29 protein-coding genes are annotated in these 26,848 nt (G+C 67.0%); 8 read left to right on the forward strand and 21 right to left on the reverse strand.

Annotated features, from left to right (window positions below; all coding sequences use genetic code 11):
* Positions 1-15 precede the first annotated feature (15 nt).
* Both cbiE and dprE2 read right to left on the reverse strand, forming a co-directional pair.
* Entirely contained in the window at positions 16-1,236 is a 1,221-nt protein-coding gene (gene cbiE, locus ADBZ5N_RS01140) for a precorrin-6y C5,15-methyltransferase (decarboxylating) subunit CbiE (RefSeq protein WP_526255649.1), read from the reverse strand.
* Positions 1,237-1,246: 10 nt separating this feature from the next.
* Positions 1,247-2,005 carry a decaprenylphospho-beta-D-erythro-pentofuranosid-2-ulose 2-reductase gene (gene dprE2, locus ADBZ5N_RS01145; protein ID WP_526255650.1) on the reverse strand — a complete coding sequence of 253 codons (759 nt, stop codon included), beginning with the start codon at positions 2,003-2,005 and terminating at the stop codon, positions 1,247-1,249.
* 35 nt (positions 2,006-2,040) lie between these two features.
* Here dprE2 and ADBZ5N_RS01150 point away from each other — a divergent pair, with 35 nt between their 5' ends.
* Complete coding sequence (locus ADBZ5N_RS01150; RefSeq protein ID WP_526255651.1) at positions 2,041-2,448, forward strand: F420-dependent biliverdin reductase; 408 nt, start codon at positions 2,041-2,043, stop codon at positions 2,446-2,448.
* On the opposite strand, the gene ADBZ5N_RS01155 is transcribed toward ADBZ5N_RS01150, so the two are convergent.
* The gene (locus ADBZ5N_RS01155; RefSeq protein WP_526255652.1) at positions 2,449-3,600 is read right to left on the reverse strand and encodes a M24 family metallopeptidase; all 1,152 of its coding nucleotides are present in this window, start codon (positions 3,598-3,600) and stop codon (positions 2,449-2,451) included. It abuts the gene before it with no gap.
* Between the two features lie 25 nt (positions 3,601-3,625).
* Here ADBZ5N_RS01155 and ADBZ5N_RS01160 point away from each other — a divergent pair, with 25 nt between their 5' ends.
* Positions 3,626-4,585 (forward strand): 5'-3' exonuclease, encoded by a 960-nt coding sequence (locus tag ADBZ5N_RS01160; RefSeq protein ID WP_526255653.1) that lies wholly within the window; start codon positions 3,626-3,628, stop codon positions 4,583-4,585.
* A 267-nt stretch (positions 4,586-4,852) separates the two neighbouring features.
* On the opposite strand, the gene ADBZ5N_RS01165 is transcribed toward ADBZ5N_RS01160, so the two are convergent.
* The 7 genes from ADBZ5N_RS01165 to pafA form a co-directional block, all read right to left on the reverse strand.
* The gene (locus ADBZ5N_RS01165) at positions 4,853-5,605 is read right to left on the reverse strand and encodes a DUF4333 domain-containing protein (protein WP_526255654.1); all 753 of its coding nucleotides are present in this window, start codon (positions 5,603-5,605) and stop codon (positions 4,853-4,855) included.
* Positions 5,606-5,671: 66 nt separating this feature from the next.
* On the reverse strand, positions 5,672-8,503 hold the full coding sequence (locus tag ADBZ5N_RS01170) for a DEAD/DEAH box helicase (RefSeq protein WP_526255655.1): 2,832 nt from the start codon (positions 8,501-8,503) through the stop codon (positions 5,672-5,674).
* Positions 8,487-9,350: a twin-arginine translocase subunit TatC gene (gene tatC, locus ADBZ5N_RS01175; protein ID WP_526255690.1), complete on the reverse strand. Its 864-nt coding sequence runs from the start codon at positions 9,348-9,350 to the stop codon at positions 8,487-8,489. Before tatC ends, ADBZ5N_RS01170 begins: the two co-directional genes overlap by 17 nt.
* 118 nt (positions 9,351-9,468) lie before the next feature.
* On the reverse strand, positions 9,469-9,744 hold the full coding sequence (tatA, locus tag ADBZ5N_RS01180) for a Sec-independent protein translocase subunit TatA (RefSeq protein ID WP_526255656.1): 276 nt from the start codon (positions 9,742-9,744) through the stop codon (positions 9,469-9,471).
* A gap of 57 nt (positions 9,745-9,801) precedes the next feature.
* A complete protein-coding gene (locus tag ADBZ5N_RS01185; RefSeq protein WP_526255657.1) occupies positions 9,802-10,758 on the reverse strand; it encodes a helix-turn-helix transcriptional regulator in 957 nt (318 codons plus the stop codon).
* Positions 10,755-11,765 carry a helix-turn-helix transcriptional regulator gene (locus ADBZ5N_RS01190; RefSeq protein ID WP_526255658.1) on the reverse strand — a complete coding sequence of 337 codons (1,011 nt, stop codon included), beginning with the start codon at positions 11,763-11,765 and terminating at the stop codon, positions 10,755-10,757. Before ADBZ5N_RS01190 ends, ADBZ5N_RS01185 begins: the two co-directional genes overlap by 4 nt.
* A 14-nt stretch (positions 11,766-11,779) precedes the next feature.
* Positions 11,780-13,138, reverse strand: a complete 1,359-nt coding sequence (gene pafA / locus ADBZ5N_RS01195; RefSeq protein ID WP_526255659.1) for a Pup--protein ligase — start codon at positions 13,136-13,138, stop codon at positions 11,780-11,782.
* A gap of 186 nt (positions 13,139-13,324) precedes the next feature.
* On the opposite strand from pafA, the gene ADBZ5N_RS01200 reads away from it, so the two are divergent.
* The gene (locus ADBZ5N_RS01200; protein WP_526255660.1) at positions 13,325-13,522 is read left to right on the forward strand and encodes a hypothetical protein; all 198 of its coding nucleotides are present in this window, start codon (positions 13,325-13,327) and stop codon (positions 13,520-13,522) included.
* Here the strand turns inward: ADBZ5N_RS01200 and prcA are convergent.
* The 4 genes from prcA to dop form a co-directional block, all read right to left on the reverse strand.
* Complete coding sequence (gene prcA / locus ADBZ5N_RS01205; RefSeq protein ID WP_526255661.1) at positions 13,519-14,304, reverse strand: proteasome subunit alpha; 786 nt, start codon at positions 14,302-14,304, stop codon at positions 13,519-13,521. The genes ADBZ5N_RS01200 and prcA overlap by 4 nt on opposite strands.
* Before the next feature lie 29 nt (positions 14,305-14,333).
* Positions 14,334-15,248: a proteasome subunit beta gene (prcB, locus tag ADBZ5N_RS01210; protein WP_526255662.1), complete on the reverse strand. Its 915-nt coding sequence runs from the start codon at positions 15,246-15,248 to the stop codon at positions 14,334-14,336.
* Entirely contained in the window at positions 15,245-15,436 is a 192-nt protein-coding gene (locus tag ADBZ5N_RS01215) for a ubiquitin-like protein Pup (RefSeq protein ID WP_526255663.1), read from the reverse strand. Before ADBZ5N_RS01215 ends, prcB begins: the two co-directional genes overlap by 4 nt.
* A 107-nt stretch (positions 15,437-15,543) precedes the next feature.
* Positions 15,544-17,052, reverse strand: a complete 1,509-nt coding sequence (gene dop, locus ADBZ5N_RS01220; protein ID WP_526255664.1) for a depupylase/deamidase Dop — start codon at positions 17,050-17,052, stop codon at positions 15,544-15,546.
* Positions 17,053-17,129: 77 nt separating this feature from the next.
* Here dop and ADBZ5N_RS01225 point away from each other — a divergent pair, with 77 nt between their 5' ends.
* Genes ADBZ5N_RS01225 through ADBZ5N_RS01235 form a run of 3 tightly spaced genes read left to right on the forward strand, consistent with a single transcriptional unit; the run spans position 17,130 to position 20,075 of the window.
* Entirely contained in the window at positions 17,130-18,299 is a 1,170-nt protein-coding gene (locus tag ADBZ5N_RS01225; RefSeq protein WP_526255665.1) for a hypothetical protein, read from the forward strand.
* A complete protein-coding gene (locus tag ADBZ5N_RS01230) occupies positions 18,296-19,447 on the forward strand; it encodes a hypothetical protein (protein WP_526255666.1) in 1,152 nt (383 codons plus the stop codon). The genes ADBZ5N_RS01225 and ADBZ5N_RS01230 overlap by 4 nt, the downstream gene beginning before the upstream one ends.
* Complete coding sequence (locus ADBZ5N_RS01235; protein ID WP_526255667.1) at positions 19,440-20,075, forward strand: hypothetical protein; 636 nt, start codon at positions 19,440-19,442, stop codon at positions 20,073-20,075. The genes ADBZ5N_RS01230 and ADBZ5N_RS01235 overlap by 8 nt, the downstream gene beginning before the upstream one ends.
* A gap of 5 nt (positions 20,076-20,080) precedes the next feature.
* On the opposite strand, the gene arc is transcribed toward ADBZ5N_RS01235, so the two are convergent.
* Positions 20,081-21,892: a proteasome ATPase gene (arc, locus tag ADBZ5N_RS01240; RefSeq protein WP_526255668.1), complete on the reverse strand. Its 1,812-nt coding sequence runs from the start codon at positions 21,890-21,892 to the stop codon at positions 20,081-20,083.
* A gap of 146 nt (positions 21,893-22,038) precedes the next feature.
* Here arc and ADBZ5N_RS01245 point away from each other — a divergent pair, with 146 nt between their 5' ends.
* A complete protein-coding gene (locus ADBZ5N_RS01245; RefSeq protein ID WP_526255669.1) occupies positions 22,039-22,530 on the forward strand; it encodes an MTB12 family secreted protein in 492 nt (163 codons plus the stop codon).
* A gap of 23 nt (positions 22,531-22,553) precedes the next feature.
* Positions 22,554-22,847: a DUF503 domain-containing protein gene (locus ADBZ5N_RS01250; protein ID WP_526255670.1), complete on the forward strand. Its 294-nt coding sequence runs from the start codon at positions 22,554-22,556 to the stop codon at positions 22,845-22,847.
* 10 nt (positions 22,848-22,857) lie between these two features.
* On the opposite strand, the gene ADBZ5N_RS01255 is transcribed toward ADBZ5N_RS01250, so the two are convergent.
* The 6 genes from ADBZ5N_RS01255 to ADBZ5N_RS01280 all read right to left on the reverse strand — a co-directional run bounded on the left by ADBZ5N_RS01255 (position 22,858) and on the right by ADBZ5N_RS01280 (position 26,810).
* Entirely contained in the window at positions 22,858-23,751 is an 894-nt protein-coding gene (locus tag ADBZ5N_RS01255) for a class I SAM-dependent methyltransferase (protein WP_526255671.1), read from the reverse strand.
* Positions 23,752-23,778: 27 nt separating this feature from the next.
* Positions 23,779-24,375, reverse strand: coding sequence for a hypothetical protein (locus ADBZ5N_RS01260; RefSeq protein ID WP_526255672.1), 597 nt, complete (start codon positions 24,373-24,375; stop codon positions 23,779-23,781).
* A gap of 75 nt (positions 24,376-24,450) precedes the next feature.
* Entirely contained in the window at positions 24,451-24,933 is a 483-nt protein-coding gene (locus ADBZ5N_RS01265) for a DUF4126 family protein (protein ID WP_526255673.1), read from the reverse strand.
* Between the two features lie 60 nt (positions 24,934-24,993).
* The gene (gene hisG / locus ADBZ5N_RS01270) at positions 24,994-25,851 is read right to left on the reverse strand and encodes an ATP phosphoribosyltransferase (RefSeq protein WP_526255674.1); all 858 of its coding nucleotides are present in this window, start codon (positions 25,849-25,851) and stop codon (positions 24,994-24,996) included.
* A 10-nt stretch (positions 25,852-25,861) separates the two neighbouring features.
* On the reverse strand, positions 25,862-26,143 hold the full coding sequence (locus tag ADBZ5N_RS01275) for a phosphoribosyl-ATP diphosphatase (RefSeq protein WP_526255675.1): 282 nt from the start codon (positions 26,141-26,143) through the stop codon (positions 25,862-25,864).
* Between the two features lie 49 nt (positions 26,144-26,192).
* Positions 26,193-26,810, reverse strand: coding sequence for a TetR/AcrR family transcriptional regulator (locus tag ADBZ5N_RS01280; protein ID WP_526255676.1), 618 nt, complete (start codon positions 26,808-26,810; stop codon positions 26,193-26,195).
* Between the last annotated feature and the right edge of the window lie 38 nt (positions 26,811-26,848).

Consider the following 26,848-nt stretch of genomic DNA (forward strand, 5'->3'; position numbering starts at 1 on the left):
CTCACTGCTGGCCGATCACAGTAGCTTCACCGACCACTGGGTGATCGGCATCTGGGGGCGCCAACCGGTGAAGCCGCCCAGCGGCTCACCCTGGTAATGCTGAAATCGGCGAAGATCTCCGCCCAAGCGCGAATACCACTGCACCAGAAGCGCTTCGGACTCCGCGGTGACCGCGTTGGCCACCAGCAGCCCGCCGCCGGCGAGCTGCGCGAGGCACTCCTCGACGAGCCCGCTGACGGTCAGCCCACCGCCGATGAACACGACGTCCGGCCTGACCGCCCCGGCGAAGGAGTCAGGGGCCTCGCCGCGTACCTCCACAGCGACGCCGAAGGCGCGGGCATTGGCCTCGATGCGCTGCTGCCGGTGCGGATCGGTCTCGAAGGCAACGGCGCGGCAGCCCCGAGCGGTGCGGCACCACTGCACGGCGATGCTGCCCGATCCCGACCCGACATCCCAGAGCACCTGACCGGGCCGCGGCGAGAGCGCAGCCATCGTCACCGCACGGATGGTCTGTTTGGTGATCTGACCGTCATGGCGGAACGCTGAATCGGGCAGCGCCACCGAATCATTCTCGTCGGGCAGGTAGCGGATCGCGACGATGTTGAGATCGTCGATGTCCGTCGGCGGCGCGGCCGCCCACGCCGCGGCCGGGCCGGTTCGGATCCGTTCAGCCGGCCCGCCGAGTTGTTCCAGGACGGTGAACTCCGAATCCCCCCGACCGGTGTCGACCAGCACGGCCGCCAACTCGGCCGGGGTGTTGGCGTCGCGGCACAGCACCACTGCCCGGCCACCGCGGCGGACCGCGGTATGCACCGCTGCGGTCACCAGGCTGATCACCTCGATGTCATGGCTCGGCCAGCCCATCCGCGCGCAGGCCAGGCTCACCGACGACACATGCGGCAGCACCCGGACGCGATCCGAGCCGTACAGCCGGATCAGCGTCGCACCGATTCCGTGCTGGAGCGGATCGCCACTGGCCACAACGTGGATGTCGGGACCCTCGTCTCCATCCTCATCATCGGCGTCGTCCTCGTCATCGGCGTCGAGGAGTCGTTCCAGTGCCGGCATCATCGGGGTGGGCCACACCTGCCGCGGCGCGGCGACGGTGTCGTCGAGCAGATCAAGTTGACGGGCGGACCCGTAGATGGCGGTAGCCCTGCGCAATTCGGACCGAGCGTTTGCCGACAGGCCTGCCATCCCATCGGCGCCGATGCCCACCACGATGATTTCTCTCACGGAATCTCTCTCATCGGGGCATCCTCCGCCAGATCGGTTGCGGCAGCAGTCGCATCGCGAAGAACAGCGGCCGCAATGCCCAGGGCACCCAGACGGTGCGCCTGCCCGCCGCCAGGGCCCGGGCTGTCGCTGCGGCGACCTGCGCCGGCGTGCTGGACAGCGGAGCGGGGTCCATCCCCTCGGTCATCCGGCCGATCACGAAGCCCGGGCGCACGATCAGCAGTCGCACCCCGCTGCCGTGCAACGCGTCGGACAGGCCGCTGGCAAAGCCGTCCAGACCCGCTTTGGCCGAGCCGTAGACGTAGTTGGCCCGGCGTACCCGGACCCCGGCCACCGAGGAGAACACCACCAGAGTTCCGTGCCCGGCGCCGCGCATCCGGGCGGCGAGATGGGTCAGCAGGCTCACCTGTGCCACATAGTCGGTGTGCACGATGGCGGTGGCGTGCGCGGCGTCGGTTTGCGCCCGCGACTGATCCCCGAGGATGCCGAACGCCAGCACCGCGACATCGATTCCGTGGAATTCCCCGGTGAGCCGGTCCACCAGTGGTCCGTGCGAGTCCAGGTCGTCGGCGTCGAATTCCACGGCACGCACCGCCGTCGCGCCCGCTGCGCGCACGGCGCCGACCTGCTCATCCAACCCGTCGGCGTTACGGGCGGCGAGCACCACCGTCGCGCCGGGCGCCAGTCGGGTGGCCAGTTCCAGGCCGATCTCGCTGCGACCGCCGAACATCACCACTACCTGACCGGTGGTGTCGGCTGTGTCCTCCACGGCTGGGATTATTCCCTGCGCTACCGTGAGCCCTGATGCCGAACACCACCGCCAGACTGACCAGCGACGCCCTGGAGTTCCTCACCGAACGCCATCTGGCGATGCTCACCACGTTGCGGGCGGACGGTTCCCCGCACGTGGTGGCCGTGGGCTTCACCTTCGACCCTGACACACATATCGCTCGGGTGATCACCAGCGACGGATCCCAGAAGGCGGTCAATGCCGACCGCAGCAAGGTCGGCGTGCTGTCCCAGGTCGACGGAGCACGGTGGTTGTCGCTGGAGGGAATCGCCGGCGTGAACCGCCAACCGGAGGCGATCCGCGACGCCGAATTGCGTTACGCCCAGCGGTATCGCACCCCCAGACCCAATCCGCAACGGGTGGTGATCGAGGTTCTGGTCAAGCGGGTTCTGGGTTCGTCCACGTTGCTCGACCGGTCCTGATCAGTCGACGACGATCAGGTCGTGTGGCCGATTGTTGACCGGCAACGCACCCGTGGCGGTGACGATCACGATGTCCTCGATGCGTGCGCCCCAGCGGCCCGGAAGGTAGATACCCGGTTCCACACTGAAGGCCATGCCTTCGGTCAGGATCTGCTCATTGCCGGCCACGATGTAAGGCTCCTCATGCACTGACAGCCCGATGCCGTGTCCGGTGCGGTGCACGAAATACTCCGCTAAGCCGGCCTCGGCCAGCAGGTCCCGAGCGGCGGCGTCGACTTGTTCAGCGGTGATGCCGGGACGTACCGCGGCGACTGCGGCGGCCTGGGCTCGCTGCAGCACCGCATACTGATCGGCCACATCGACGGGCGGCGCACCGAGGCTGTAGGTGCGGGTGCAGTCGGAGTTGTAGCCGGGCTCCACCGGGCCGCCGATATCGACGACCACGATGTCGCCGCGTTGGAGTTCACGGTCCGAACACTCGTGGTGCGGGTCGGCGCCGTGCGGGCCTGAGCCGACGATGACGAAGGCGGCTTGCGAATGCCCCTCGGCGACAATGGCTTCGGTGATGTCGGCGGCCACTTGGGCTTCGGTGCGTCCCGGCTTGAGGAATTCCGGAACGCGGGCATGCACGCGGTCGATCGCCGCTCCCGCCCGGCGCAGCGCCTCGATCTCGGCGGGGTCCTTCACCATCCGCAGGGCCGCCAGCACGGGGGTTGCCAGCACCGGTGTGCCGCCAAGTCGGTGGGCCAGTGGCAGAAGGTGCAATGCCGGCATGGAGTCGGTCACCGCCACCCGCGCGTGCCCGCCGAGGGCGTCGGCGACCAGGCTGTAGGGGTCCTCGCCGTCCACCCAGTCCGCGATATTGAGCCCGAGCTCGGCGACGGCGGACTCTTTGAGTGCGGCCAGTTCCAGTCGCGGCAGCACGACGGTTGCGCTGCCGATGCCGATTCCCGAGTCGCTGCGCTCCTGCCCTCCGGAAGCCGGCACCACCAGCGCGGTCAGCCGCTCGAAAGTCTCTGCCCGCGAACCGATCAGGTAGCGCATGTCATAGCCGGGCGTGATGATCAGGCCGGCCAGACCGGCCTGCGCCGCGCCAGCCGCTGCGGCATCGAGCCGCTGTGCGTACACCTCGTGGGAGAACCGGGTCGTCATGGCAGCCAGGCTAGCGTGGTGGCTTATGTCCGCACCCGTCCTACTACTTGATGGCGCCAGCATGTGGTTTCGCTCCTATTTCGGCGTGCCAGCCTCGATCATCGGTCCCGACGGCCGACCCGTGAACGCTGTGCGCGGCTTTCTGGACAGCGTTGCGACCCTGATCACCCGGGAGCGTCCCGCACGGTTGGCGGTCTGCTTGGACCTCGACTGGCGCCCGGCCTGGCGAGTGGAGTTGATTCCGTCCTACAAGGCGCACCGCGTCGTCGAGGAGGGCAGCCCACTGGGTGATGGGTCCGAGGCGGTTATTGAGGAGGTGCCCGACGATCTGAGCCCCCAGGTCGACATCATTCTCGAAGTTCTGCAGGCGTTCGGGTTCGCCACCGCGGGCGCGGAAGGGTTCGAGGCCGACGACGTGCTCGCCACGTTGGCCGCCGCGGAGCGACGGGATCCGGTGGTGGTGGTCAGTGGTGACCGGGACCTGCTGCAACTGGTCGCCGACGAACCGGTCGCTGTGCGGGTGCTGTACCTGGGCCGCGGTCTGTCAAAGGCGACGAAGTTCGGGCCGGCCGAGGTTGCCGAGCGGTACGGGGTGCCCGGGCACCGCGCCGGGGCGGCCTACGCCGAGTTGGCGCTGCTTCGCGGTGACCCTTCGGACGGACTGCCCGGCGTCGCCGGGATCGGCGAGAAGTCCGCCGCCACCATGCTGGCCCAGTACGGTTCACTAGCGGCCGTTCTGGCTGCCGCTCACGACCCCAAATCGAAGCTGCCCAAGGCTTTCCGGGCCAAGATCCTGTCGGCTGGGGACTATATCGAGGCAGCCGAGCAGGTGGTCCGGGTCGCCTGCGACGCCCCGGTGCGACTGTCGGGTGACGATCGGCTGCCCCTGCACGCCGCCGACCCCAAGCGGGTCGCCGAGTTGGCTGAGCGATACGGGATCAGTTCACCGGTGGCGAGGCTTCAGAAGGCATTGGACGCGCTGTAGGAACACCTCACCGACGTCCACCACGTCGACGACTGGGCTACCGGCGGACCCACCAACATCGACCGACTCACCTTCGCCTGCCCCGCCCACCACCGCCTGCTCACCCCCGGCGGGTCGAAAACCCGAAAGCTCACCGATGGCACTACTCAATGGATCCCGCCACCCAACCTGCCCCTGAAAGGCGGCACCAATGATTATCACCACCCCAAACGCCTCCACCGGAGGAGGATTAGCGCGGCGTTGTGCGCGGGAGTTTTGGACCCGGAGCTACTTGGGCCGGCCCACCTCGTAGGTGCCCTTGTCGTCCTGGAAGGTCACCGTGACCTGACGTTTGGTGCCGTCGATGCTGACCTCGCAGGTGAAGGTATCGCCCTTCTTGACCGTCGGGTTCTGGCCGTTGTTGCACCTGACGTCGGTGACGTTCTTCGCGCCGTAACCGTTGGCCTCGTCGGTGAGGATCTGCTGCACACCCTGCTGGGCCTTGTTGACGTCCAACTTGGTGCTGACGAAGAAGCCCGGCTTCCAGAACCCCAGCACCAGAACCGCGAGCAACGCCAGCGCGCCCAACGCGGCCATGATGGTGCCGACCAGTCGCGAGGACGCCTTGCCGGCCTCCTCAGCCCCCGGCGGAACGTAGGGAGGGTACTGGCCCGGCGGCGGCGGGTACTGGCCCGGTGGCGGGTACTGGCCATATTGCGGCGGCGCGCCATACGGACCGGGCTGACCGTACTGGCCGGGCTGACCGTAGGCGGCCGGGTTGTAGTCGGCCGGAGCGCCATAGGGCTGAGGTGGGTAACCCGGTGCCATGGGCGGCTGGCCGTACTGCGGGTACTGCTGTGGAGGATAGGCAGGTGGTTGCCAAGCGGGTGCCTCGCTGCCTGCGGGCTGCCAGGGGCCGGCGCCCTCGGCGCCGGGTTGCTCCGGCGGCTGCCAGGGCGGGGTGGCGGGCCGATCGCCGACCGGGTTATCGGGGCCCGAAGCCTGCCACGGGTTGGGCTCAGATCCCTGCGGTCCGCTCATCGTCTCTCCTCGGATGTCGGGGGCTCGCACCCTCAAAACGTCCCCAACAGTAGCGTTTGCATCACCCTACCCGCTGTCAACAGCCACGACGCCGCGCCGGATGTCGTCGATCGCACGTTTCGCGGCCCGCCGCATACCCGCCTCAGGTGCGGCATTTCGGACCTGATCCAGCAGGTCGAGGACCTGTCGGCACCACCGGACGAAGTCACCGGCAGGCAGCGGTGTGCCGTTTCCGGCAACGTCAGAGGCGGCCAGTGCGGCAGCGAGGTTGCCGGTGGTGGCCCACCGGTGGATCGCCGGTACGAAACCCTCGTCGGGTTGGCGGGCCGGATTCAGCTTGTGCCGATGTTCATCGGCACGCAGTGCATCCGCGAGTCGCCGGGTTTCGGCCAGCGCGCGGCGCACGGCCGGAGTCGGCATGTCGATCGCGTGGACCGGGGGCGGACCGTCGGAGCCGCGGGTTTCGAACACCATCGCCGAGAGTACGGCCGCCAGTTCAGCGGCCTGAAGGCCATGCCAGACCCCGCTGCGCAGACATTCAGCAACTAGAAGATCACTCTCGCTGTAGATGCGGGCCAGTAGCCGGCCGTCCTCGGTGACGCGGGGTCCCCCGCCCTGCCCGTCGGCACCGGCAGCCTTACCGGGACCGCTCTTCTGGGAACCGATGAAGCCGCGCTCGGTCAGCAGGCCGACGATCCGGTCGAAGGTGCGGGCCAGCGAATTGGTGGCGGCGCTGACCTTCGAACGAATCTGCTCGTTGTCCCGTTCCACCCGCAGATACCGCTCGGCTACCCGCACCTTGGCTTCCCGGTCGGCCATCCGATGGGCGGGGTGGTGGCGCATCCCCTCGCGCAGCGCAATCAGTTCCGGATCGATGTCGGGCTCGTCCTTGCCGCCGCGCCGGTTGTGCTCGGATGGAACGACCAGACCCTCGGCGGCCGACCGCAGCGCCGAAGCTAGGTCGCGACGAACCTTGGGCTGGCGATGCTCGACTCGTTTGGGCAGCGCCATCGAACCGACCGGAGCGGCCGCACCCGGGTAGTCCGCTGAGGAGATCCTTCCCGCCCAACGGTTTTCGGTGAGTACCAGAGGTCGCGGGTCATCAGAGTCGCGAGCAGGCTCCAGAACCACCGCCAGCCCGCCACGCCGGCCGTTGGTGATACTGATGATGTCGCCACGGCGCAACGCCGCCAGAGCATCGGAGGCCGCTTTCCGGCGATGCAGACGCGATGCCCGTGATTGCGCGCGTTCTCGCTCGCTGATACTGGCCCGAAGCCGTGCGTAATCCAGGACAGCCGGTTCGGTGCTCCCTGCGCGTCGTCGATCCCAGCCCATTTCGGCGGCGATCTCATCGAGCATCTTCTCGCCACGCTCTGCACCGCGCACCAGGCTCACCACAGACCGGTCCGCCTGGTACTGAGCGAAGGACCGCTCCAGCAGTTGGTGAGCGGCCTTCGGACTGAGCTGGCTGACCAGGTTGATCGTCATGTTGTACGACGGCGCGAAGGAACTGCGCAGCGGGAAGGTGCGGGTAGAGGCCAGACCGGCGATCTCGGTTGGCTCGGCAGTGGAGTCATGCGGGTTCCAGATCACCACCGCGTGACCCTCGACGTCGATGCCACGGCGGCCGGCCCGGCCGGTCAACTGGGTGTACTCCCCCGGCGTCAGCGGCAGGTGCTGTTCGCCGTTGAACTTAACCAGTTTCTCCAGAACCACGGTGCGGGCCGGCATATTGATACCCAATGCCAATGTCTCAGTAGCGAATACGGCTCGGATCAGCCCGGCGGTGAAGAGCTCCTCGACGGTATGACGGAAGGTCGGAAGCATCCCGGCATGGTGGGCCGCCAGCCCACGCAATAGGCCCTCCCGCCACTCGTAGTAGTCCAGTACCGACAGGTCCGCCTCGGCAAGATCCCCGCAGCGCCGGTCGATCACTTCGGCAATGCGGGCGCGGTCGGACTCGGTGGTCAGCCGCAGCGGGCTGCGCAGACACTGCTTGACCGCAGCCTCGCAGCCGGCTCTGGAGAAAATGAAGGTGATAGCCGGCAAAAGACCCTCGCGGTCCAGAGTGGCGATGACATCGGGCCGCGCCGGCGGCCGGTACAGACCGGGTCCGCCCGGTCGTCCGCCGTGCCGCCGTCGCGGCTGCCAGTCAGTCAGCCGATCGGCTTCGCGGCGATGAGCGATATGCCGCATCAACTCAGGGTCGACACGGTGTTGTCCGGCCTGGTCACCGGACTTGCCGGCCACCGCGGAATAGTCGAAAAGGTCAAACAACCGTTTGCCGACCAGCACGTGTTGCCATAGCGGAACGGGACGGTGCTCGTCGACCACCACGGTGGTGTCGCCGCGCACGGTCTGGATCCAGCCGCCGAACTCCTCGGCGTTGCTGACCGTCGCCGAGAGGCTGACCAGCCTTACCTCTTCCGGCAGGTGCAGGATCACCTCCTCCCAGACCGCACCGCGCATCCGATCGGCCAGGAAGTGCACTTCGTCCATGACGACGTAGGCCAGGTCACGCAACGTGTCCGACCCGGCGTAAAGCATGTTCCGGAGCACCTCGGTGGTCATGACCACGATCGGAGCGTCACCGTTGACTGACTGGTCTCCGGTCAATAGGCCGATGCGTTCCGGGCCGTAGCGGCGCACCAGGTCGCTGTGTTTCTGATTGCTCAGTGCCTTGATCGGTGTGGTGTAGAAACACTTCTGCCCTGCCTGCAAGGCCAGGTGCACGGCGAACTCGCCGACCACGGTCTTACCCGCTCCGGTGGGGGCGCACACCAGCACCCCGTGGCCTTGTTCGAGGGCTTCGCAAGCCTGTACCTGGAAGGGATCCAGCCGAAAGGTCAGTTGCCCGGCGAAGTCGGCTAACTGGGTGTGGTCAGGTGATGTCGTCATGGTCCGGACCGATACGTACCGGAGCAGAGACCGGAGCAGGCGACTCGATCGGCGCAGCCTGGTCGTCGGGTATGGCGATCTGGGCTTCCCGCTTGGCTTTTCGGCGGTCGTGCAGTCGGGCGATCTGGATCGCGAACTCCAGCAGTACTGTCAGCGCCAACCCAAGCGCCAGCATCGAGAAGGGGTCCGATCCTGGGGTGGCTACCGCAGCGAAGGCGAATACGGCGAAGATGAGCCCCCGTCGCCAGGCCTTGAGTTTCTCGTAGCTGAGCACGCCGACGACATTGAGCATGACCAGCAGCAGCGGAAACTCGAAGCCGACCCCGAACACCAGCAGCAGATTGATCAGGAAGCCGAAGTAGCGGTCGCCGGACAGCGCAGTGACCTGGACGTCGCTGCCGACGGTAAGCAGGAAACCCAACGCCTTGGCCAGTACCACGTATGCCAAGATCGCACCACCGATGAACAGGGTGGCCGCCGATACCACGAACACCCCGGCGAAGCGGCGTTCGTTCTTGTAGAGGCCCGGGGTGATGAAGGCCCACAGCTGGTGGAACCAAATCGGGCAGGCCAGCACGATGCCGGCCGTCAGCCCGACTTTCAACCTCAGCATGAACTGGTCGAAGGGCGCGGTGGCCAGCAGCCGGCAGCTGCCGTCGGCACTGATGTCGGCCCGCGCCGAGGGCGGCAGCGCGCAGTATGGGTGGCGCAGCAATTCGCCCAGACTCTCCGTGCCGAACAGCCCGTGGCTGTACCAGAAGAAACCGAAGATTGTCGTCAGTGTCACCGCGGCCAGCGAGATCAGCAGCCGGGTCCGCAGTTCCCGGACATGCTCGACCAGCGACATGGTGCCGTCGGGGTTGGTCCGGGTGCGGCGCCGTCGCGGGTCGAGGCGGGACAGGAATTTCGGTGTGCGCACGGCGTCTACCTCGCGGCGCCTCAAGCGCCGGATGTGTCGACCCGGCTCAGGCCGGGCGGATGTCGGTCGGGTTCGGCGCCGGCGCCTCAACCCGCTCGGACGTCACCCGGGTGGGTTCGGCGGGAGCAGCAGCAGTCTGCGGCTGCTGAGGGGTGACGGTGGTGTCAGCCTTGTTGTCGGCTTGGAGTTCCTTGACCTCAGATTTGAAGATCCGCATCGACTTACCGAGGGACCTTGCGGCGTCCGGCAGCCGTTTGGACCCGAACAGCAAGACAGCCACCAGGAGCAGGATCACCCAGTGCCACGGTTGTAGAGCACCCAATTCGGTTACCTCCAGACGTTGACATGATGCTACCCGGCCGCCACGCAGGCCTGGGACTCAACTCTCCAGTGCGCGGTAGGCGGCCACCGCCTCGGCGGCGCTCTGCCGCACCCGCTCCACCAACGCCGGTGGACCAAGGACCGCAACATCCCCACCGAACCCGAGAATCTGCCGCACCAGCCACTCCTCGGCCGCGTAGGTCATGGCCACCTCGCTATGTCCGTCGGGCAGTTCGGCCACCATCCGCATCGGGAAATACTCCAGCATCCAGGCGGCCCCCGGCGCGATCCGCAGCGCCGCGGCGGGAAGAGACGGATCGGCGTCGAACAAGGCGGTGTTGGGCGGGCCGGCCATTGCGATGTCCGGCGGGGCGGCCGGTTCGTCAAGCACCGCGGCGTCGAGGATCCGGTCGAACCGGAACAGCCGCACCCCCTCGGCCTCCCGTGACCAGGCCTCGAGGTAGCTCTGATCACCGACGAGCACCACCCGCATCGGGTCCACGACGCGCGTGGACTGGGCGTCACGGGATGCCGAGAAGTACTCGATCTGCAGGGCGCGCTGGTCGCGGACCGCCTGGCGCACAGCAGCGGCAGCGGCGCTCTCGGCAGCGGCGGGGTCGGCGGCCGGATCGTCGGCCTCAGCGGTCCCGGCGGCCGATTCGATTTTGGCGCTGGCACTGCGGGCTGCCGCCGGGTCGACGACTCCGGGGATCTCGGCCAACGCCCGCAAGGCCATCAGCAGGCCGGTTGCTTCGGTCGACGTCAGCCGCAACGGCCGGTCGATACCGGCCGAAAAGGTCACGTTGATCGTGTCGTCTGTCAACTCGAAGTCGATCAGGTCACCGGGGGTGTAGCCCGGCATTCCGCAGATCCACAGTTGGTTGATGTCGGCTTCGAGTTGTTTGCGGGTTACGCCGAGGTCGTTGGCGGCCTTGGAATAGCTCAACTGCGGGTTCGCCTGGAAGTACGGGACCATATTCAGTAGCCGCACCAGGCGGGTAGACGACGGTGTCATGCGCTCAACCCGGCTTGCGCAGTGAGGCGGGCGACGACGTTGTCGCGTAGCGCTGGCGGGGCCAGCACCAGGGCGTCGGCCCCGTAGCCGGCGATTTCCCGGGCCAACCAGTCGAGCGCTCCGTCGTCGATCTCAAGCTCGTCGCCCTCGCGACCCCCGACCGTGCGACGCTGGCTCACCCGGCCCGCCCGGCGCAGCGCCACAGCGCGGCCATCGGCTACCCAGACCCGGACCTTCTCCCCGCCCAGTCCCCTGCCGGTGGCCGCGCCAATCGACTCGGTGACCAGTGCCCGCAGATCCACGCCGTCGGGCCGAGTGATGGCACCCCGTGACCCGGTGGCCCTGACCTCCGACCCGATTCGGGACAGCCGGAAGATCCGGGTCGCATCGCGGTCGCGGTCGTGGCCGACCAGATACCAGCGGCCCTGGGCGGTGACCACTCCCCATGGTTCGACGGTCCGGGTCGTGTACTGCTCGACCGGGCTGGACCGGTGCTCGAACTGAACAGCCTGGCCGGACTCGATGGCCGAGAAGAGCGCCCCCAGTACCGCCTCGGAACCCCGCAAGCCGGCGGGACCCGCACCGGTGGTGATGGCAACCTCGGCGACCGGGTCGATGTCCACACCGGCGGCCCGCAGTTTCAGCAGGGCGTTCTGGGTAGCGGTGATCCGTTCGGGTGATTCCCACAGGGTGGTCGCCACCGCGACGGCCGCGGACTCGGCGGACGTCAGTTCGATGTCGGGAAGGGCGTAGGCGTCCCGCTTGATGCGGTATCCGTCGGTGGTGTCGTGGATTGAAGACCGGCCCGTCTCCAGCGGGATGCCCAGATCGCGCAGATCGCTCTTGTCACGCTCGAAGGTTCGGGCAAAGGCTTCGTCGGTCGGGCAGTCGCCGTAGCCGATGACGATCTGCCGGATCCGCTCAGCGGTGAGGTAACCGCGCGTGGTCAGCAGTGCGATGAACAGGTTCGTCTGCCGCTCAACCTTGCCGATCTTGGTGGGCGCCACGCGCCAACCTTAGGTCACATACTGGCGATCAGACGCTTCACACGCTCGTCGCTGGAGCGGAACGGGTCTTTGCACAAGACGGTGCGCTGGGCCTGATCGTTGAGTTTGAGGTGTACCCAGTCCACGGTGAAGTCGCGACCGGCCTCCTGGGCGGCGGCGATGAATTCACCCCGCAACTTGGCGCGAGTGGTCTGCGGCGGGGTGTCCACCGCAGCCTCGATCTCCTCGTCGGTGGTGACCCTGGCCGCCAGGCCCTTGCGCTGCAGCAGGTCGAAGACACCGCGGCCGCGTTTGATGTCGTGGTAGGCCAAATCCAGCTGGCTGATCTTCGGGTCGGACAGCTCCATGTTGTAGCGGTCCTGGTAGCGCTGAAACAGCTTCTTTTTGATCACCCAGTCGATCTCGGTGTCGACTTTGGCGAAGTCCTGGCTCTCCATGGCGTCGAGCTGGCGTCCCCATAGGTCGACGACCTGGTCGATCTGAGTATTGGGTTCGCGGGACTGAAGGTACTCGCAGGCACGCGCGTAGTACTCGCGCTGGATGTCCAGGGCGCTGGCTTGCCGGCCGCCGGCCAGCCGGACCGGGCGACGGCCGGTCAGGTCGTGGCTGACCTCGCGGATTGCCCGGATCGGGTTGTCCAGGGAGAAGTCCCGGAACGGGACACCGGCCTCGATCATCTCCAGCACCAGCGCGCACGCGCCGACCTTGAGCATGGTCGTCGTCTCGCTCATGTTGGAGTCACCGACGATCACGTGCAGCCGGCGGTACTTCTCGGCATCGGCATGCGGCTCGTCACGGGTGTTGATGATCGGCCGGGATCGTGTCGTCGCGCTGGAGACACCCTCCCAGATGTGCTCGGCCCGCTGGGAGAGGCAGAAGGTGGCCGCCTTCGGCGTCTGCAGTACCTTGCCGGCACCGCAGATCAGCTGCCGGGTAACCAGGAAGGGCAGCAATACGTCGGAAATCCGGGAGAACTCCCCGGCCCGCACGATCAGGTAGTTCTCGTGGCAGCCGTAGGAGTTACCGGCCGAGTCGGTGTTGTTCTTGAACAGATAGATGTCGCCACCGATGCCCTCGTCGGCCAAGCGGTGCTCGGCGTCGACGAGCAGGTCCTCGAGCACCCGCTCGCCGGCCCGGTCATGGGTGACCAACTGGATCAGGTTGTCGCACTCCGCGGTGGCGTATTCCGGATGGCTGCCGACGTCGAGGTACAGCCGCGCGCCGTTGCGCAGGAACACGTTGGAACTGCGTCCCCACGACACGACCCGGCGGAACAGGTAGCGGGCGACCTCGTCGGGGCTGAGCCTGCGGTGCCCATGGAACGTGCAGGTGACACCGAACTCCGTCTCGATGCCCATGATTCTGCGCTGCACGGTTCGAGCCTACTGGGTGCGCGCTGCGGCTGGCACGGAAGCGCGGGTGTCCGACAGCATGCGCGTCCCTCGATCAGCCCTGGGCCAGCAACGTCATCAGGTGGAATGCGGCCGGCATCGAGCAAAGCCGACCTGCTCGGCGTGGTGCATTCCGCCCCGAGCGGTTCTTTCACTAGGCTGGCGTGTGTGACTTCCAACGCCAGAACAATCGGCCGCAGGATTCTGCTTGCGCTGGCCGCGCTGGTCGCTGTCGCGGTTGTGGTCCTGAGCTGGAGCGTTCCGGAGCCGGAGTCCAACGGCGATCCCCGTCGCAGGGTAGAGAACGTCTCTTACATGCAGTACACGCCACAGCAGGCGCCGCCGCCGAACTACGGGGGCCGTTAGTCGCCGGGTTTGGGTTCGGCTTCCGCGGGAGACCCGGCGGCCGGCGGCACCACAACAGCTGGGGGCAGCAGCGCCTCCAGCGCAGCACCGGTGATGCGCCTGAAGGCCCGGCGCGGACGGTTGGCGTCGAGGATCGCCACCTCCAGGGTGGACGGCCCGAGTACCCGTGGTTCGGCTGCCGGGGTGGCATTGCCCGAAGTGCTGCTGATACCCGCCCGCAGTGCGTCGACGGCAATCTGAACGGCCTGCGTCAGTTCGGCATTCTCTGAGTAGGAGTCCTTGAGCGCACCGATGATCGGGTCGGTGGTGCCTCCCATCACGACGAAGTGGGGTTCGTCGGCGATGGACCCGTCGTAGGTGATCCGGTACAACTCCGGCGCTTTGGACTCCCCGTAGTGGGCGACCTCGGCAACACAGAGTTCAACCTCGTAAGGCTTGGCCTGCTCGGTGAAGATGGTGCCGAGTGTCTGGGCGTAGACGTTGGCGAGTTGCCGGCCGCTGACGTCACGACGGTCATAGGCGTAGCCGCGGGTGTCGGCGTACTGGATGCCACCGCGGCGCAGGCTGTCGAACTCGTTGAATCGACCGACCGCGGCGAATCCGACGCGGTCGTAGATCTCGCTGACCTTCTGCAACGAACGCGATGGATTCTCGGCCACGAACAACACGCCGCCGGCGTAGGTCAACGTCACCACACTGCGGCCACGGGCGATTCCTTTACGGGCGATCTCAGACCGCTCCCGCATCGCCTGCTCAGGGGAGATGAAGTACGGAAAACTCACGAGTCAGACCCCATCATGAATTCAGGCCCTCATGAATCAGCTCGGGGCGCTTCGTTGTTCGGCCGCCCACCCGGACCGAACTGATCAGTGCGCGAACGCTTTTCGATTACTTCGCGGGCCAGCGCGGCGACCCGTTCTTCGGTGACCTCCGCGGCGCCGTCGGCCTCGATAGTGACCGCAGTCGGGAAGATGCCGCGAACCAGGTCCGGCCCCCCGGTAGCGGCATCGTCGTCGGCGGCATCATAGAGCGCCTCCACGGCGACCTTCAGGGCCGAATCGGCATCGGTGACAACGGGATACAACTTTTTCATCGATGCTTTGGCGAACAGCGATCCGGAGCCGACCGCCTGGTAGCCCTCCTCTTCGAGGTGCCAACCGCCGGCCGCGTCGAAGGACACGATCCGACCGGCCGCCCCGGCGTCGGCGGCGTCGACGTCATAGCCGACAAGAAGTGGCAGGGCCACGAAACCCTGGAGCGCAGCGCCGAGGTTGCCCCGCACCATGATCGCCAGCCTGTTGACCTTGCCGGCGAAGGTCATCGGCACACCCTCGAGCTTTTCGTAATGCTCGAGTTCCACCGCGTACAGGCGGGCGAACTCGACAGCCAACGCAGCGGTGCCGGCGATGCCGGTGGCAGTGTAGTCGTCGGTGATGTACACCTTCTGCACGTCGCGGCCGGCAATCATGTTGCCCTGGGTTGAACGCCGGTCACCGGCAATCACCACTCCGCCCTGGTAGTTGAGCGCGACGATCGTCGTGCCGTGCGGGAGAGACTCCCCCGCGGTGACGCCGACGGTGGACAGGGTGCCGGTGGGCAGCAACTCAGGGGCCCGCCGGCGAAGGAGTTCGGAGAACGAGGACAGATCGACGGGGTTACCGGCAGCAGTCCGAGTCGAGTTCAGGATTGGGTTGGGGATCAGACGGTCCGGCGAAGGCCAGGTCACTGTCCGCCCTTTTGGACGTAGGCACGCACGAAGTCCTCGGCATTCTCCTCGAGCACGTCATCGATCTCGTCCAGCAGGTCGTCGGTCTCGGCGGCAAGCTTCTCGCGACGCTCCTGCCCACCGTCAGCGTTGCCGGTAAGGTCGTCGTCCTCGCCGCCGCCGCCACGTTTGGTCTGTTCCTGAGCCATCGCTGCCTCCTGCTCCTAATCAGCGGCCCCGTATGTCCGGCCAGCCGCCGGTCTCCACAGTACCGTCCAGGTCACTACTCACCGCCCCGAGACCGACCAACTCCCCGTCAGTTCGTGAGTTGCTCCACCAATTCCACCGCGCTGTCGACGGAGTCCAGCAGCGCCCCGACGTGAGCTTTACTCCCGCGCAGTGGCTCGAGGGTGGGAATCCGGACCAGCGAGTCCCCACCCAGGTCGAAGATCACCGAGTCCCAACTCGCCGCGGCGATGTCGGCGCCGAACCGTCGCAGGCACTCACCCCGGAAATACGCCCGGGTGTCGGTGGGCGGATTGTCGACGGCGTCGAGCACCTGCTGCTCGGTGACCAGCCTCTTCATCGATCCGCGGGCGACCAGCCGGTTGTACAGACCTTTGTCCAACCGAACGTCGGAGTACTGCAGATCCACCAATTGCAACCGGGGGGCGGACCAGCCGAGGTTCTCCCGATTGCGGAAACCCTCCAGCAGTCGGAGCTTGGCCGGCCAATCCAGCAACTCCGCACACTCCATCGGATCGCGCTCCAGCAAATCCAGAACACGCGCCCAGGTCGCCACCACATCCGCGGCGCGCGGATCCGGGTCCCGGCGGTCCAGCAACTTCCCGACCCGGTCCAGATAGATGCGCTGCAGGGCCAGGCCGGTCAACTCGCGGCCGTCGGCCAGCGCCACGGTGGCTCGCAGGGTGGGGTCCCGGCTGACGACGTGCACGGCGTGCACCGGACGCGCCAGTGCCAGGTCGGACAGGTCGAGGCCGTATTCCGGGCCCTCCTCGATGAGGTCGAGCACCAGCGAGGTGGTGCCCACCTTCAGGTAGGTCGACGTCTCGGCGAGGTTCGCGTCGCCGATGATCACGTGCAGCCGGCGGTATTTGTCGGCGTCGGCATGGGGCTCGTCGCGGGTGTTGATGATGCCGCGCTTGAGGGTGGTCTCCAAGCCGACTTCGACCTCGATGTAGTCGGCGCGCTGGGATAACTGAAAGCCCGGCTCATCACCCGACGGGCCGATCCCGACGCGCCCGGAGCCGATGACCACCTGCCGGGACACCATGAACGGGGTGAGTCCGGCGATGACGGCCGAGAAGGGCGTCTGGCGGCTCATCAGGTAGTTCTCATGGGTGCCGTAGGAGGCGCCCTTGCCGTCGACATTGTTCTTGTACAACTGCAGTTTGGCCGCGCCCGGAACACTGGCGACGTGACGGGCAGCGGCTTCCATGACTCGCTCGCCGGCCTTGTCCCAGATCACTGCGTCGAGTGGGTCGGTGACCTCAGGCGCGGAGTACTCGGGATGGGCGTGGTCGACGTAGAGACGGGCGCCGTTGGTCAGAATCATGTTGGCCGCGCCGACCTCATCGGCGTCCACCACCGGTGGCGGGCCCGACGCCCGGCTCAGGTCGAACCCGCGGGCATCTCGTAACGGGGACTCCACCTCATAGTCCCACCGGGTTCGTTTGGCACGCTGGATGCCCGCCGCCGCAGCGTAAGCCAACACAGCCTGCGTCGAGGTCAGGATGGGGTTGGCGCTCGGATCCGACGGCGATGAGATGCCGTATTCCACCTCAGTGCCGATGATCCGTTTCATGGGCTTAAGACTAGCCGTGCGGTCTGACCCCGACGGTGCGCGGCCGTCGCGGCAGCAGCCACTAGGGTGGGCACACGATGAGGCAACGTGCGGCGGACAGCTACACCGCCGACCAGTGGTTCCTCAGCCGCGGCCTGCCCGCAGTGGTGCCCAACTCGTCACGGGTACGGCGGTTGTGGAGCCGCTCGGCTCCGGCGCTGGCTGGGTTCGCGTTGATCGCAGCGAATTCGGTGTTGATTGTTGCCATTTCGGGCCAGCACACCATCGACATCGCCGGCCGGCCGGACCTGCGACAGAGCTTCGTGTTGGGCTTGCTCGCCGTCGCCCTGCCGGTGGCCGCACTGGCGGGGTGGCTGGTGTCACGCATCGAGTCGCCGAGCCGCCGGTCGGTGGCCGCCACAGTGTCCGCGGCGATCATCGTGGCGGGCGGGTTGTTCGGCGGCCCCAGCCAGCGGCCTTTGGTGAACATGGTGATCTTCGGCGTGGCGATGGCCGTGATCCTGGTGTGCACCGCGACCGGGGTCGGTTCGATTCTGGGGTGGGTCGCCGAGCTGACCGTGTCCAACCTGACGGCCACGGCCGGGATGTTCGTCCGGGCACTGCCGGTGGTGTTGCTCACCTTCCTGGTGTTCTTCAACACCTATGTCTGGTTGATGACGTCGTTGATCTCCCGCGGCCGGCTGTGGCTGGGAATGGGATTCCTGTTCCTGGTGGCGGGCAGCTTTCTGGTGTCCTCCACCTTGGACAAGGTCCGACCACTACTCGCCGGCACCGACCGTCCCGCCGGCCCGGACCCGGTCGCCGGTGATGACGCCGCGCTCGCCGGCACTCCGTTCGACGGCATGGCCGACCCCGCCAAAAGCGAACCGCTGTCGGTCGGTGAGCGCGCCAACACGGTGTTCGTGGTGGCGGCCTCCCAGTTGGTCCACGTGCTCACGGTGGCGGCGATGACTGGCGGGGTGTTTTTCGTGCTGGGAATGATCCTGGTGAGTCCGCCGGTGTTGGACGCCTGGACGCGCGGTAACGGCCGCCTCGACGGCGAGTTGTTGGGCATGACGCTGCCGATCCCGGACTCCCTGATTCAGACCACGATGCTGCTGTCGGCGATCACGTTCATGTATCTGGCGGCCAAAGTGGTGACCGACAACCAGTACCGCTCCCAGTTCCTCGACCCGATGGTGGCGGATCTGACGGTGACGCTGCGGGCCCGCGACCGCTACCGGGCTGATACCGCCGGGCGGCGATGATGTCCGCGCGGAGCACCGCCGACCGCCGCGTCCATGACTGGTTCCTGAGCCGTGGGCTGCCGCTGGTGTTGCGGCGGCGGGTGCGGGTGCGCAATCTCATCGAGCGGGCGGCGCCGGTCATCGCGGGTTTCGGCGCGGGGCTCGTCGGCCACGACATCGCGGTATGGCTCACCGAACGGCCGGTGGGAGTCGGGTTCCCCGCAGGTGCGGCGGCGGTCGGGGCGGTGTTGGGGATCTCCGCGCTGGGCCTGCCGGCGTTGCGCCGTCTCGGCGGACGGGTCTGGCACGGCGCCGCGTGGGCGGTCATCGGCTTGTTCGTCGTGGCGTTGCCACTGGTGGCCGCCGATGAGGGCTGGAAGGTAGCCGGGATTCCGGAGGCGCTCGCCGTTGCGGCGGCCGTGGTCGGCTTGACCTACCTCGGTGTTGGCTCGATCGTGTTGTGGGCGTTGAAGTTTGCCGCAATCCAGGTCGGCGCCATGATCACCTTGATGAGCCGCGCGCTTCCGCTGTTGATGCTGACGGTCATGATTTTCTTCACCAACGAGATCTGGCAGTTGATGGCGGCGATGTCCGGTGACCGGTTCTGGTGGACCACCGGATTCCTCGCCGCGGTCGCGGTGGCCTTTATGGTGGCGACCATCCGCGACGAGGTCCGCGCGCTGCGCGAGAGTCGTTCCGCCCGCCACGACAGCGTCGCGATGCTGGCTGGGACACCGTTGGCAACGGCCACCGAACCGGCGCGCACGCCGCTGTCGCGCGGCGAACTGGTCAACGCCGTGGCGGTGATGGTGATGGCGCAGGCCATTCAGGCGGTGTTGTTCACCTTGGGCCTGTTGGTGTTCTTCCTGGCGCTGTCGGCGATCGCGGTGCCCGACGCGCTGACGGTGGCCTGGTCGGGTGAATCGGTGTGCCCATCCGGTGGCGAACCGCCCTGCGGCGCAACTCTGTTCGACGTCCCGGTGGGAATACCGCGGACCTCGCTGTACACCGCGGCTTTCGTCGCCGTACTGTCGGGGCTGTACTTCACGGTCAGCAGCAGCACCGACCCGATGTACCGGCAACGGTTCTTCGATCCGCTGATCGCCGACATCGCGGTCAGCCTCGCCGGCCGGGACGTCTACCGGGAAAGAGAGGCAGCGCATGGTTGAACAGGCCGGCGACGATGTGTTCGGCAAGCGCTACGGCGAAGTGCTGCTGGTGCGATTGGGCGACACCGGCCCGGCCGCGACGGTCTACAACACCTTTCCGCTCAACGACTGCCCAGCCGCCCTGTGGGACGCCCTGGACGCCGACGCGATCGCCAAGGAGAACGGCGCGGTCGCGGCACTGCTCAACGGCCCCCGCTACTGGTTGATGAGCCGCATCGCCAAACGTGCCGGCGAACCGCAGCCCACCCGCAACTTCGGCGGGATCGAGATGATCGAACAAGCTACCGTGCAGTTGGCCCAAACCGGTTCTGGGAACAACCCGGCGCCATACTCGGTGAACACCGTCGACCGCAGGGCGATGTTCACCTTCGACGCCGGCCGACCGGTGTTCGAACTCGTCGACGCGCAGGAGCAGCGTTGGGTGATGCAGACCTACAGCCAGATCGTCGACAAGAACCTGACTCTGGAAGACCTCGCCGGACTCTCGTCGCGGCTGACGCTGCCCGAAGGGTGGCGTTACGAGACCCGGACACTGGCAACCCCTTTGGCGGTCGACACCACCGAACGCCCGGCGCAGGTCCTGCAGGACGAGCTGACCAACAGCTACTCGCTGGTCGAAAGCCGGTAGCGGCGCTACAGATACTGGCCGAGGTTGGACTCGGTGTCGATCGCCCGGCTCGCGCTGGAGCTCTTGCCGGTGACCAGGGTTCGGATGTAGACGATCCGCTCGCCCTTCTTGCCGGAGATCCGCGCCCAGTCGTCGGGATTGGTGGTGTTGGGCAGGTCCTCGTTCTCGGCGAACTCGTCGACGATGGAGTCCAGCAGGTGCTGGATGCGCAGGCCCCGTTGACCGTTCTCCAGCACCGACTTGATGGCGTATTTCTTGGCCCGGTCCACGACGTTCTGGATCATCGCCCCGGAGTTGAAGTCCTTGAAGTACATGACCTCTTTGTCGCCATTGGCGTAGGTGACCTCAAGGAAGCGGTTGTCGTCGATTTCGGCGTACATCCGGTCGACGACCTTCTCGATCATCGCCTTGATGCACAGCCCGCGATCGCCACCGAATTCGGCGAGGTCGTCGCTGTGCACCGGCAGGTTCTCGGTCAGGTACTTGCTGAAGATGTCCTGGGCGGCTTCGGCGTCTGGGCGCTCGATCTTGATCTTGACGTCCAGCCGGCCGGGCCGAAGGATCGCCGGATCGATCATGTCCTCCCTATTGGAGGCGCCGATGACGATGACGTTCTCCAAGCCCTCGACGCCGTCGATCTCGCTGAGTAGCTGCGGGACGACGGTGGTCTCCACATCAGAGCTCACGCCAGTGCCGCGGGTGCGGAAGATCGAGTCCATCTCGTCGAAGAACACAATCACCGGGGTGCCCTCGGATGCCTTCTCCCGGGCCCGCTGGAAGATCAGCCGGATGTGACGTTCGGTTTCGCCGACGAACTTGTTGAGCAGTTCGGGGCCCTTGATGTTGAGGAAGTAGCTCTTGGCTTCGCGGGCGTCGTCGCCGCGGACCTCAGCCATCTTCTTGGCCAGGGAGTTGGCCACCGCCTTGGCGATCAGCGTCTTTCCGCAACCCGGTGGGCCGTAGAGCAGCACACCCTTGGGTGGGCGCAGCGAGTATTCGCGGTAGAGCTCCTTGTGCAGGAACGGTAACTCGACGGCATCGCGGATCTGCTCGATCTGCCGGGTGAGCCCACCGATATCGCCGTAAGACACATCGGGCACCTCTTCGAGGACGAGATCTTCGACCTCGGCTTTCGGGATGCGCTCGAAGGCGTAGCCGGCCTTGGTGTCCACCAGAAGCGAGTCGCCGGGACGCAGCTTGCGGGGCCGATCATCCTCAGCGAAGGCGGCGACGACCTCGGGATCCAAATCCTCGATCGCGACCAGCGGTTCAGCCAGCCAGACGATGCGCTCCTCGTCGGCGTGCCCGATGACCAGGGCCCGGTGGCCGTCCGCGAGGACCTCCCGCAGCGTGCTGATCTCCCCGACCGCCTCGAACGTGCCCGCCTCGACCACGGTGAGGGCCTCGTTGAGCCGCAGCGTCTGACCCTTTTTGAGCCCTTTGACGTCGATGTTGGGCGAGCAGGTCAACCGCATCTTGCGACCGGAGGTGAACACGTCGACCGTGTCGTCCTCATGAGCAGCAAGCATCAACCCGTAGCCGCTCGGCGGCTGACCGAGCCGATCGACCTCCTCGCGCAGCGCCAGCAGCTGTTGACGGGCCTCTTTGAGGGTGTCCATCAACTTGGCGTTACGTGCCGCCAGCGAGTCGATCCTGGCCTCCAACTGCTGCACCTCGCGGGACCGCTGGCCGCCACTGACGCTTTTGAGCTGCTCTCGCAGCAGCGCGGCCTCCCGTCGAAGATCCTCCAACTCGGCGGCATCGCCGTCGCCGTCGTCGTAGGCACCGAAGGATTCAGGTCGATGGGACTCAGTCATAACGGCTCCTTCCCCGCACCGAGCTTGGTGCGGCGGATACCCCAACGCTACCGGCGATTGAACCATCCGGGGCGATCAGAGAATTTCGACACTCTGACATCGCTGTTAACCTTCAAGGGAAGTCCAGGCCGAACGAGAGGGCAGCTGTGACCGTAAAACTCCTCGCCACGTGCATGACGGCGGCCGCTGTCTCTGCCGCCGCGACGGTGGGGTCGGTGGTGTCGGTCGCGCCGACCACTTCTCCTGCCGTCATGCCGGTGGTGTTCGGTACGCCGATGCCGCTGGATCCGGCCGCAGCCGTCCCAACCCCCGACCAACTCACCGGGGTCCTCTATAGCCTGGCGGACCCGAACGTGCCGTTCGCCAACAAGGGCTACCTCGTCGAAGGTGGCATCGGGCGACTGGAGGCCAGGACCGCCGACGCGCTGATGCGCAACGCGGTGGCCAAGGGGCAGGTACCGCTGAGCTTCACTGTCGGTCCCGTCACGCCGCTGGGTCCGGGGGCGGCCAGTGCCACGGTGACCGCTACCGGACCGGCCATGCCGCCCACAACGCAGACCGTCACCTTCGTCAATCAGGGCGCTTGGATGTTGTCCCGCGCCTCGGCGGCAACGGTGCTGTCCATCTTCGGCGGCTGACCGACCGCCGGGGGGCGGCGCCGATGTGGATCGGCTGGCTCGAGTTCGACATCCTGCTCGGCGACGTCCGCACGCTGAAGCAGAAGCGCTCGGTGGTGCGGCCGATCGTGGCGGAGTTGCGGCGCCGGTTCGCCGTATCCGTGGCCGAGACCGGTTCGCTGGATCTGCACCGCCGAGCCGGGATCGGAGTGGCCGTGGTGGCCGCCGACCGGATGCACGCTGTCGATGTGCTCGATGCCGCCGAGCGGCTGGTAGCTGCCCGGCCAGAGATCGAATTACTTTCGGCGCGAAGGGATTTACGTCGCAGCGACGACTAAGCAACCACGACTAGTCCCCGACCGGGTCGGGCAACCCGCCCCGACCCTTTTTGCGCAGCGGCGTAGGTGTCACCGTGCCAGGTGCAAGCCGGCGCGCGGAGATCAGGAATGCGGTGTGGCCGCGCATATTGTGCTGTGGGCGCACCGCCAGGCCCACGACGTTCCAGCCGCGCTGCAGGGTCTCCCAGGACCGCGGCTCGGTCCAGCACTGCTGCTCGCGCAGCGCCTCCACCGCTCTGGACAGCTGTGTGACGGTGGCCACGTAGATGATCAGCACCCCGCCGGGGATCAGGACCCGCGCCACGGCGTCGAGAACTTCCCACGGGGCGAGCATGTCCAGCACCACTCGGTCCACGGCGGCCTCGGGGAGGTCGGTATCCGCGAGGTCGCCGATGAGAAGTTCCCACGTCTCCGGCCGCTGCCCGAAGAAGGTGTCGACGTTGCGTCGGGCATGCTCGGCGTGGTCATCGCGCACCTCGTAGGAGATCACCCGGCCCTGCGGGCCGACCGCGCGCAGTAGCGAGCAGGTCAGTGCACCCGAACCGGCACCGGCCTCCACCACTCGTGCGCCGGGGAAAACGTCGCCTTCATGAATGATCTGGGCGGCGTCCTTGGGGTAGATCACCTGGGCGCCTCGGGGCATGGACATGACGTAGTCGATGAGCAGTGGACGCAACACCAGGAAGGCGTCTCCGTTGGTGGCTTTGACCACGCTGCCCTCCGGGGAGCCGACCACGCTGTCGTGCGCGACGATCCCGCGGTGGGTGTGAAACTCCCCACCGGCCTTGAGGATCATCGTGTAATGCCGGCCTTTGGCGTCGGTCAACTGCACCCGGTCGCCGACCGAGAAGGGACCTGTCCGGCGGGGCGCGTCGCTCCATCGGTCGGGAGGCTGCTCGGTCACAGCCGTTCAGCCTGCCATGCCGCCGGATCAGGCGCCGTTGCACACTCCCGACGACCGGATCACGTCACCGTAGACCTTCATCGTGGCGGTGTTGGCGTTGATCACCCCGGACGGCATCTGCCGGGCGATTTTGTCGCTGATCTGCGTCAGCTGGAACCACAGGTGGTAAAACGAGTCGCCGTTGTAGAGCGGCGAGTACTGGCTTTGGTCGGGATAGTTGGTGATGTAGAGGGTGCGAACCCGCGGTTCCAGGAACCCCGCCGACTGGTCGAGGTTGGCCCGCAGCACATCCCCGGCGCCCTGGACACCCGCCCACGCGTCGAAGTTGGCGTGCAGGGCTCGCTGGAAGCCGAACGCCTGAGCGCTGAGCGTGTCGTATTGGGCGTTGAACCACTGGCAGGCGTCGCGTTCGGCGACGACCATCTGCGGTGTCACGCGGTTCTGCCAGAGGTTGTAAGGGTGGACGGCGTAGTTCGGCGACCAGTTCGACGGGTAGGGCACGAAAACGGGCAACGATGCGATCGCGTCATCGGCCTGGGCTGGTCCGGCCAGGGCCAGGGTCGCTGCGGCGCACCCCACCGTCACGCCGACCCGCCTGAGGGCTCTTCTGAAAACGGCAAGCATCCGCCGATTATCCGAGGCCGACAGCGCTGAGGCGTCCGAATCGGCCAATTGGGGCGCACCCGACACCTGTGCGGCTCAGAGCACCCCGGTCAGCGCTGCCACGGTGATGCCCCCGGCGGCGGCGAACAGATCCTCCGCCAGAGCGATCGGGCGGTCCCGTCCGCCGTTTGCCGCAACCAGCCGGGTTCGGATCTGGTAGCCGCCGATGGTGCCGATCACCGCACCGATCAGACCGGCACCCAGACTGCTCCACCGATATCCCCACGCGGTGCCCAGCACTGCGGCAGCGAAGGCACCGGTGGCCAACCGGACCAGGAACTGCGGTGCCGACTTCCGACTGGGCATCGTGGGCATCTTGTCGCTGATCAGTTCCGCGAGGGCCAGCACGGTCAACACCGCGACGGTGATCCAGTGCCCCATCCAGGACGCCCATGTGCCGTCGAGGTTGATCCACTGCAGCATCGCCGCCCAGGCCACCACCGCCGGCGCGGTGAAGGCACGCAATCCGGCGACCACGCCGATCAGCAGCGCGAGCAACAAGACGAGCGCATGCGTCATGCCGTCCTCCTTGTTCAGATCATCGGGACGCTAGCACGGCACCGGGCCTGCGCAGCGCTCTCAGAACCGGCAGAACCTTACGTCGGAGGCCAGGATCGCCTTGGCCCCGATGCCGGCCAACCGGTCCATGATGGCGTTGACGTCGCGTCGCGGCACCAGTGCCCGCACCGCCACCCATTCCGGATCGGCCAGTGGCGCGATGGTCGGCGACTCCAGACCGGGGGTGATTGCGGTGGCCCGGGCCAGGACGCCGCGAGGGCAGTCGTAATCCAGCATCAGGTACTGCTGGCCGAACACCACCCCCTGGACGCGGGCGGCCAACTGGTCGCGGGCGGCCCGGCTACCGTCCGGGCCCTGTCCGCCGTCACGTTCGATGAGGACCGCTTCGGAGTCGCACAGCGGATCGCCGAAAGCGGCCAGATCGTGCATGGCCAGGGTTCGCCCGGATCCGACGACGTCGGCGATCGCATCGGCGACGCCGAGTTGAACCGAGATCTCCACCGCCCCGTCGAGCCGAATGACGGTGGCCTCGATTCCTCTGCCGGACAGATCTTTTCGGACCAGGTTCGGGTAGGCGGTGGCGATCCGCTTACCGGCCAGGTCGGCCACGGTCCAGGTCCGGCCCGCGGGTGCGGCGTAGCGGAAACTGGATGAGCCGAAGCCCAGCGCCAACCGCTCACGGACCGCGGCCCCCGACTCGGCGGCGAGGTCACGGCCGGTGATACCGAGGTCGAGATCACCGGATCCCACGTAGATGGCGATGTCCTTGGGCCGCAGGAAGAAAAACTCGACACCGTTGACCGGGTCGATGACGGTGAGGTCCTTGGGATCGGTGCGACGCCGGTAGCCGGCTTCGGAGAGGATCTCCGCGGCGGACTCTGCCAGTGCCCCCTTGTTGGGCACCGCGATTCGCAGCATCGGCCGGCCCCTACAGCTTCCGGTAGACGTCGTCGAGGCACAGCCCGCGGGAAATCATCAGAACCTGGGTCCAGTACAGCAACTGGCTGATCTCCTCGGCGAGTGCATCATCAGGCTCATGCTCGGCTGCCAGCCAGACCTCACCGGCTTCTTCGAGGATTTTCTTGCCCAGGGTGTGCACCCCGGCGTCCAGTGCGGCCACCGTGGCACTGCCCGCCGGGCGGCTGCGCGCCCGTTCGCCCAGTTCAGCGAACAGTTCCTCGAAGGTCTTCACGGGCCGGAATTGTCCCACGGCACCCCCACCGCCGTCACGGCGGTTTCCCGCTACCGCCGGAGCCGACCTACGCTGTCAGGCCCTTCTCCAGAACTATCTGCAGCTGATCGAGCATCCGGTCGGCGCGTGCGCTGTCGCTGCGGCCCAGTTGGAAGGCCATCCCCAGGACCGCGCCCATCAGCATGTCGGTGAGCCCGTCCGGCGACCCGGTGAGCTCACCCCGGTGCTGGGCGGCTCCAACCGCGGCGCGGATGAAGCGCTCGATGAGAGCAGCGGCCTCGTTGTCTTCGGCCGGCAGATGCCCGACATCCACGGCGGCCTGGACCATGAAGGCGGCCAGCGACGGGTCGACGCCCTCGCCGCGGATGCCGACTCGGACGAAGGTGAGAACCTGTCCGGCCAGGGTGGGTGCCTCAGAAGCGGTGTGGATGGCGTCCAGAACGGCGTTGCTCACCCGGCCAACCACGGCGGTGTACAACGCCGATTTACTGTGGAAGTAGTTGTTGATGGCCGGCCGAGTCAGGCCGATCTCCACCGCGATGGCCTGGAAGGTGGCGGCTTCGTAGCCGAATTCTGCGAACACCTTCTGGGCGGCACGCAGGATCCGCTCCCGAGTCACCGCTGAGTCACTCGCCGGGGGGCGTCCCCGGCGGCGCCGCACCGGAGCCCACGAGGTATCGGTCATTGCGGATCTCCTGGCGAATCAAGAAAGCGATGTCGCCG

Source organism: Mycobacterium sp. (assembly GCF_044370595.1).
GTDB lineage: Bacteria > Actinomycetota > Actinomycetes > Mycobacteriales > Mycobacteriaceae > Mycobacterium.